The 7,300-nt window shown below is 72.3% G+C and carries 7 protein-coding genes; 4 read left to right on the forward strand and 3 right to left on the reverse strand.

What is annotated here, in order from left to right:
• Positions 1–277: 277 nt before the first annotated feature.
• Both ACH4F6_RS35250 and ACH4F6_RS35255 read right to left on the reverse strand, forming a co-directional pair.
• Positions 278–472, reverse strand: a complete 195-nt coding sequence (locus tag ACH4F6_RS35250) for an acyl-CoA carboxylase subunit epsilon (protein ID WP_397964464.1) — start codon at positions 470–472, stop codon at positions 278–280.
• A 57-nt stretch (positions 473–529) separates the two neighbouring features.
• Positions 530–2,062, reverse strand: a complete 1,533-nt coding sequence (locus ACH4F6_RS35255; RefSeq protein WP_397964560.1) for an acyl-CoA carboxylase subunit beta — start codon at positions 2,060–2,062, stop codon at positions 530–532.
• Between the two features lie 466 nt (positions 2,063–2,528).
• On the opposite strand from ACH4F6_RS35255, the gene ACH4F6_RS35260 reads away from it, so the two are divergent.
• From ACH4F6_RS35260 to ACH4F6_RS35275, 4 genes are all read left to right on the forward strand, one after another.
• Complete coding sequence (locus tag ACH4F6_RS35260; RefSeq protein WP_397964465.1) at positions 2,529–3,149, forward strand: YceI family protein; 621 nt, start codon at positions 2,529–2,531, stop codon at positions 3,147–3,149.
• A gap of 186 nt (positions 3,150–3,335) precedes the next feature.
• On the forward strand, positions 3,336–3,962 hold the full coding sequence (locus ACH4F6_RS35265; protein ID WP_397964466.1) for a hypothetical protein: 627 nt from the start codon (positions 3,336–3,338) through the stop codon (positions 3,960–3,962).
• Between the two features lie 215 nt (positions 3,963–4,177).
• On the forward strand, positions 4,178–4,684 hold the full coding sequence (locus ACH4F6_RS35270) for a GNAT family N-acetyltransferase (protein ID WP_397964467.1): 507 nt from the start codon (positions 4,178–4,180) through the stop codon (positions 4,682–4,684).
• 230 nt (positions 4,685–4,914) lie between these two features.
• Entirely contained in the window at positions 4,915–5,697 is a 783-nt protein-coding gene (locus ACH4F6_RS35275) for a S1 family peptidase (protein ID WP_397964468.1), read from the forward strand.
• Positions 5,698–5,782: 85 nt separating this feature from the next.
• Here the strand turns inward: ACH4F6_RS35275 and ACH4F6_RS35280 are convergent, their stop codons facing one another.
• A complete protein-coding gene (locus tag ACH4F6_RS35280; RefSeq protein WP_397964469.1) occupies positions 5,783–7,159 on the reverse strand; it encodes a hypothetical protein in 1,377 nt (458 codons plus the stop codon).
• Positions 7,160–7,300 lie beyond the last annotated feature (141 nt).

A 7,300-nucleotide genomic window follows, 5' to 3' on the forward strand; every position in this document is an offset into this window, starting at 1 on the left:
CGCATCGACGTCCTCTTCGCCATGCTCCGCGACGGCACCTTTTATGAACCGCCCACAATCAACACCGCTTGACGAAAGCCATAGGGGCACTTTTTCCGGTCCCGGCACCGACGGACGCCGTCCCGCGGGGCGGCGGCCCCGACGCGCGGGGCCGCTCGGGGCCGCGCGGGGGCCGGGGGCGTCGGTCCGTGGCCCGCGCGGCCGCGGCGGACCCCGGACGTACGACGAAGGCCCCGGCCGCCCGCAAGGGGCGTCGGGGCCTTCGTCGTACGGTGTGTCAGCGCCAGCTGTGCGGGGCGCGGAAGCCGGGCTCGCGCTCCAGGCGGCGCCAGCCCGCCCTGGCGCGGCCGCGGTGGACCGGGGTGGGCTCGGAGGCACGGGCGGCGGCGCGGGCCAGGAGGATCGCCGTGATGGCGGCGACCTCCTCGGGCTCGGCGTGGCCCTTCTCGACGCGGATGTCAGGGGAGTTCATGGATGTCAGTCTCCGTGAGAGAGGTTTCCGCGAGGGTGGCGCGGAAAGTCCGCCGGGTTACTGCGGGGGGTTGCCGTGCTTGCGCGAGGGCAGGTCGGCGTGCTTGGTGTGCAGCATCGCCAGGGACTTGATGAGGACCTCGCGGGTCTCGGCGGGGTCGATGACGTCGTCGACCAGGCCGCGCTCGGCGGCGTAGTACGGGTGCATCAGCTCGGACTTGTACTCCTTGACCATGCGGGCCCGCATGGCCTCGGGGTCCTCGGCCTCGGCGATCTGGCGTCGGAAGATGACGTTGGCGGCGCCCTCGGCGCCCATCACCGCGATCTCGTTCGTCGGCCAGGCGTAGGTGAGGTCCGCACCGATGGACTGGCTGTCCATGACGATGTAGGCACCTCCGTACGCCTTGCGCAGGATCAGGGAGATCCGGGGCACGGTCGCGTTGCAGTAGGCGTAGAGGAGCTTCGCGCCGTGGCGGATGATTCCACCGTGCTCCTGGTCGACGCCGGGCAGGAAGCCGGGGACGTCCAGAAGGGTGATGATCGGGATGTTGAAGGCGTCGCACATCTGCACGAAGCGCGCGGCCTTTTCGCTGGCCTCGATGTCCAGCACGCCGGCCAGCGTCTGCGGCTGGTTGGCGATGATGCCGACGACCTGGCCGTCGAGCCGGGCCAGCGCGCAGATGATGTTGCGCGCCCAGCGCTCGTGGACCTCCAGGTACTCGCCGTCGTCGACGATCTCCTCGATCACCTTGGTCATGTCGTACGGCCGGTTGCCGTCCGCGGGGACCAGGTCGAGCAGGACGTCGCTGCGGCGGTCGGCCGCGTCGGAGCACTCCACGCGCGGCGGGTTCTCGCGGTTGTTCTGCGGCAGCAGCGACAGGAGGTAGCGGACCTCCGCGATGCAGGTCTCCTCGTCGTCGTACGCGAAGTGGCAGACGCCCGAGGTCTCGGCGTGCACGTCCGCGCCGCCGAGGCCGTTCTGGGAGATCTCCTCGCCGGTGACCGCCTTGACGACGTCCGGACCGGTGATGAACATCTGGGAGGTCTCGCGGACCATGAAGACGAAGTCGGTCAGGGCGGGGCTGTAGGCCGCGCCGCCCGCGCACGGGCCGAGCATCACCGAGATCTGCGGGATGACGCCGGAGGCCTTGGTGTTGCGCTGGAAGATGCCGCCGTAGCCGGCGAGGGCGGAGACGCCCTCCTGGATGCGGGCGCCCGCGCCGTCGTTCAGGGAGACCAGGGGCGCGCCCGCCGCGATGGCCATGTCCATGATCTTGTGGATCTTCGTGGCGTGGGCCTCGCCCAGCGCGCCGCCGAAGATGCGGAAGTCGTGGGCGTAGACGAAGACCGTACGGCCCTCCACCGTGCCCCAGCCGGTGATGACACCGTCGGTGTACGGCTTCCTGGCCTCCAGGCCGAACCCGGTCGCCCGGTGCCGGCGCAGCTGCTCGACCTCCTGGAAGGACCCCGGGTCCAGGAGCAGCTCGATGCGCTCCCGGGCGGTCAGCTTGCCCTTCGCGTGCTGCGCCTGGGTCGCCTTCTCGCTCGGCCCGGCCAGCGCCTGCGCACGGATCTCGTGCAGCTCGGCCACGCGGCCGCGCGCGTCCGTGGGCTCCGCAGCGGGCTCCGAGGTCGGCTCACCCGTCGTCTCTTCCAAAACGGTCATGTAGTGACCTTACGAAGCCCACCAAGGAAAGTGAGACGTCGACTCCGTACAGTCTCCGACGCGTTTTCCTGGTACCCCTGAACAGAACCTGGGGGACATGCAGGCTTTCCGACTGCTCAGAGGGCGTGGCGGTTGTAGGGGGCCGACAAAGGCGCCGGGTGAGGCAGGTCTCACACCACCGGCGTGGCGGGGCGTCCGGACGGGTGACGCCGCGGGTCCGGCCGGACGAGCGAGGGGGGCGCGCCACCCATCGTAGCGTCACCGCCACCCTGCGAATGTTGAAAGTTTGACGGAATGGGTCTAAGGTCGGTCCCGTCGATGTGGTTGAACGTTAAACATCATCGATCACGTCACCGACCTCGTCCTCGATCCGTCCCCCAAGGAGCACGTCATGGGCATCTTCGGCCGCAGGAGCACCGAGTCCGCCGCCACCGCCACCGCGACCGCCACCGCCACCGCCGTCAACCCGGAGCTGGCCGCGCTGACCGGCGACTACACGATCGACGCCGCCCACTCGACGCTCGGCTTCGTCGCGCGCCACGCGATGGTCACCAACGTCAAGGGCAAATTCCTCGACTTCACCGGCTCGCTGCACCTGGACGGCGGCGACCCCGCCGCGTCCACCGCGTCCCTCGACATCAGGATGGACAGCATCGACACCGGCTCCGCCGACCGCGACGGTCACCTCAAGAGCGCGGACTTCTTCAAGACGGACGAGTTCCCGACGATGACCTTCCGCTCGACGTCGGCGCAGGCGCTCGGCGGTGACGACTACCGCATCACCGGCGACCTCACCATCCTCGGCGTCACCAAGCCGCTCACCATCGACCTGGAGTTCAACGGCTCCGCGAAGGACCCGTTCGGCAACGAGCGCGTCGGCTTCGAGGGCAAGGCCGAGATCCTGCGCTCCGAGTGGGGCCTGACCTGGAACGCGGCCCTGGAGACGGGCGGCGTCCTGGTCTCCGACAGGATCAAGCTGAACTTCGACGTCTCGGCGATCCGGAACGCGTGACACCGCTCCCCCGCCGTCCCCGAGCGCGCCCGCCCTCCACTCCCCCGAAGAGGGCGGGCGCTCGGCGTGTCCGGGGCGCGCTCCCCGCGCCCCTCCCCGGAGCCATCACGGCCTTCGGCGTCGCTCGTTGCGCAGGGCACCCCTGCCGGCACGGTACGGGGACTGCCCGACAAGGGAGGAGACGCCATGAGCACCAGGACAGGACCGCAGCACTACCCGGGCGCGAACCGCGACCACTGGTACCAGGACGACTTCGGCGGCGCCCGCATGGAGGTCAACGTCGTCGTCCTGCACACCACGGAGGGCCGTTCGCTCCCCGGCTACGGGGGCGGCGCCTCCGCACCGAACCTCACGGCGGTGCCCGACTTCGCGGCCAAGAAGCTGAAGTGGTACCAGCACTTCGACATCGACATCTCCTCGCGTGCCCTGGTCAACCGGCCCGGCGGGGTCGAGACGAACACGCTGAACGTCTGCCAGCTGGAGCTGGTCGGCACCTGCGACCCCCGGCTGCACTCCACGTGGCAGACGAACGGCAGGATGCACGTCTACTGGCCGAAGGCCCCGCAGTGGGCCCTGGCCGACGTCGCCCGCTTCCTCGCCTGGATGCACACCCACCACGACGTCCCCCTGCGCGGCCCCTCCCTGTGGCCCGCGTACCCGAAGTCCGCCGGGAACGGCGGCGGACAGCGGATGAGCGGGGCGCGCTGGAACGACTTCAGGGGCGTGTGCGGCCACATGCACGTACCGGAGAACGAGCACGGGGACCCGGGGGCGATCGACTTCGAGAGGCTGATGCAACTGGCGCGGGGCTGACGGCGGTTCACGCCGGGTCGGGCCCGGTCGGCGGCCGCCTCCGGCTTCGCGACGGCGGCCGCCGCCCGGGCCCGGGGGCTGCGGTCACGGGGACACCGCAGGGACCGTACGGGCCGGTTCCCGTCCTGGGGGCCGCGCGTTCCCGGGCCGTGACGGGCGTCCGCCTCCCGGGACGCCGTGGACACCGTCCGGTGCCCTGCCCCATGATCCTGAGCATGATCCGAACCGCCACCCGGGACGACGTCCCCGAGCTCCGCGCGATGATCCGCGAACTCGCCGACTACGAGCGGGCCGCCGAGCAGGCCCGGGCCACCGAGGAGCAGCTCCGCGAGGCGCTGTTCGGGGAGCGGCCCGCGGCGTACGCGCTGGTGGCCGAGGACGACGCGAGCGGTGGGACCGTCGGCTTCGCGCTGTGGTTCCCGCGGTTCTCGACCTGGACCGGGACGCGGGGCATGCACCTGGAGGACCTGTACGTGCGGCCCGGGGCCCGTGGCGGCGGGCACGGCAAGGCGCTGCTCGCCGCGCTCGCCGCGATCTGCACGCGCGACGGGTACGAGCGGTTCGAGTGGTGGGTGCTGGCCTGGAACCGGCCGACGATCGAGTTCTACGCCTCCCTCGGCGTGGAGTTCCTGGACGAGTGGAAGGTGTGCCGGCTCAGTGGCGGGCCCCTCGAGGAGCTCGCCGCCAAGGCTCCGGTCGTCGCGGAACGGGCGTCCCGGTAAGCGGAGTTCACGTCCACCGGTGCCGGTGCCGGGGGGACGGACGGGCGTGGCCGATTCGCGCCTCTTGTGGGAGACCTTGCGGCGTTCCCATAATCCAGCGACAGATTTGACTTGCCCATGCCAGCAAATGGGCTCTTCTTCGTTGCCGCTGTTGTCATGCGCGCGTCAATTCCGTGTCCCGGTCCCACCCGGCTCCACGTCCCAGGCCACCCCCCACGGAAGGCATCACCTTGAAGAGACTCCTCACCGCTCTCAAGAGATGCGCGGTGCTCGGCGCCGCCGCCCTCGCGATCGTCAGCCTCCAGCCGGTCTCGTCCGCCGAGGCCGCCCCCTCGCCGGTCGTCGGCGGCACCCGTGCCGCACAGGGCGAGTTCCCGTTCATGGTCCGGCTCTCCATGGGCTGCGGCGGCGCGCTCTACACCCAGCAGATCGTGCTCACGGCCGCCCACTGCGTGGGCGCCACCGGCGCCAACACCGGCATCACCGCCACCGCCGGCGTCGTGGACCTCCAGTCCACCTCGGGCCGGGTCCAGGTCCGTTCCACGTACGTGTACCGGGCCCCCGGCTACGACGGCGACGGCAAGGACTGGGCGCTGATCAAGCTCGCCCAGCCCATCGACCAGCCGACGCTGAAGATCGCCACCACCACGCAGTACAACACCGGCACCTTCACCGTCGCCGGGTGGGGCGCGGCCCGCGAGGGCGGTGCGCAGCAGCGCTACCTGCTCAAGGCCACCGTGCCGTTCGTGAGCGACGCCACCTGTCGTTCGTACAGCGGCTACAGCGGTCTCATCGCCAACGAGGAGATCTGCGCCGGCAACGCGGCCGGCGGCGTCGACACCTGCCAGGGCGACTCCGGCGGCCCGATGTTCCGCCGCGACGCGAGCAACGCCTGGATCCAGGTCGGCATCGTCAGCTGGGGCATCGGCTGCGCCCGGCCCAACGCGCCCGGCGTCTACACCGAGGTCTCCACGTTCGCCTCGGCCATCGCCTCGGCGGCGGCCTCCCTCTGACGCAGGCCCCGCTCCCCGACCGGCGACCCGCCGCGACGTCCACGGGCCCGGCGCTCCGCGCGCCGGGCCCGTGGACGGCCGGGGCTCAGAAGCCTCCCCCGAAGTCCCCGCCGCCGCCGAAGTCCCCGCCGCCGCCGAAGTCGCCTCCCCCGCCGAAGCCGCCGCCGAAGTCCCCGAAGTCGCCGGTGTCGAAGTCGGCCCCGGAGACGTCGCCGCCCTCGTAGCCGCCGCCGAAGTCGCCGTAACCGGCGCCGTAGTCGGCGGCGTAGGACGGGGTGGCCATCATGCTGCCGAGGAGGGTGCCGACCAGCAGGCCGGGCAGGATGCCGCCGCCGAAGTAGCCGCCCGCCCACGGGCCGTAGGCCGGGCCCGCCTCCCAGTAGGGGCGGCGCCCGTAGTCCGTGTCGACCTCGCGGACGACCGGGTCGCGGCCGTCCGCCAGCCGGACCTGGTCCGCCGCGCAGACCGGCACCTCGCGGGGCGCACCGGCGGGCGGGGTCCAGGGGGCGTCGGCGACGGACGGGCCGTGGCGCGGGTCGAAGAAGCAGGGCGGCCGGCGCTCGGGCAGCGGGGCGCCCGTCCTGCGGGCGGCGAGCCGGGCCAGGGAGAACCGGCCGTCCTCCAGGGCCTCGGTGACGCCACGGACGTCCTCCGGCCGCACCGCGGCCGCCATGAACGACTTGGCCCGCTCGTAGGCGTCGAGGGCGTGCGCGTAGTCGGCGCGCATGGCGTCGTCGGCGCCCGGCTCGGCCGGGTGGAAGTCCAGGCGGTCGAGTTCCTCGCCGAAGGCGGTGATGTCCTCGTCGACGACGACCCGGAGCCGTTCGAGCGCGGCCCGCCGCTCCTCCTCGCGGCGCCTGCGGTTGCGCCGTACGAGGGTGTACGCGCCCGCGCCGCCGGCCACCAGGACCGCGCCCACGGTGATCAGCGCGGTGGAGGAGATCCCGGCGGGACCGTTCGGGGGGCTCCAGGCCGAGGGACCCGAACCGCCCATGTTGGCCAGGGCGCGGTCGGTGAAGTCGTCGAGCTGGGCGGCGGCGTCGGACTCGCCCCGGACGCTGGTGACGAGGTTGCCGACGGCCGCGTTCGGCAGGACGGAGGAGTCGGCGCGGGCGTCGAAGCGGTCGCCGAGGCGGATGGCGTACAGGCCGGTGACGCCGGTAGCGGTACGCAGGTCGGTGAAGAGGTTCTCGGTCGGGTGACCGGCCGGGAGGACCGCGACGAACAGGGGTTTGTCGGCGGTCTCGATCTTCTTCCGCAGCGCGGCGGCGTCGGCCTGCGAGAGGATGCCGGAGGCCTCCGGGTCGACGTAGACGGGGCTCGCCCGAAGAGCGTCGGCGATCGTCGATACGCTGCTGTCCGCGGCCGCGCGGGGAGGGCTCGCCGACAGCAGGGTCAGGGCGGCGAGCACCAGGGCGACCAGCAGGCCGGCCCAGCCTCGGGCCGATGATGCGACCTTCATAGTGTCGGAGTTACCCGAATCGCGGGAAATACGAGCATTCACCGCGGGAAAAGCGGGCGGGGGGGGGGGGCGGGGGCGGGCCCCCCCCCCCCCCCCCCCCCCCCCCCCCCCCCCCCCCCCCCCCCCCCCCCCCCCCCACGT

This window comes from Streptomyces sp. NPDC017936 (assembly GCF_044328485.1).
GTDB lineage: Bacteria > Actinomycetota > Actinomycetes > Streptomycetales > Streptomycetaceae > Streptomyces.

Bases quoted from the DNA above. Each gene is read 5' to 3' on its own strand.
- ACH4F6_RS35280 (WP_397964469.1), bottom strand. From the start codon at position 7,159: ATGAAGGTCGCATCATCGGCCCGAGGCTGGGCCGGCCTGCTGGTCGCC.
- ACH4F6_RS35250 (WP_397964464.1), bottom strand. From the start codon at position 472: ATGAACTCCCCTGACATCCGCGTCGAGAAGGGCCACGCCGAGCCCGAG.
- ACH4F6_RS35260 (WP_397964465.1), top strand. From the start codon at position 2,529: ATGGGCATCTTCGGCCGCAGGAGCACCGAGTCCGCCGCCACCGCCACC.
- ACH4F6_RS35265 (WP_397964466.1), top strand. From the start codon at position 3,336: ATGAGCACCAGGACAGGACCGCAGCACTACCCGGGCGCGAACCGCGAC.
- ACH4F6_RS35270 (WP_397964467.1), top strand. From the start codon at position 4,178: ATGATCCGAACCGCCACCCGGGACGACGTCCCCGAGCTCCGCGCGATG.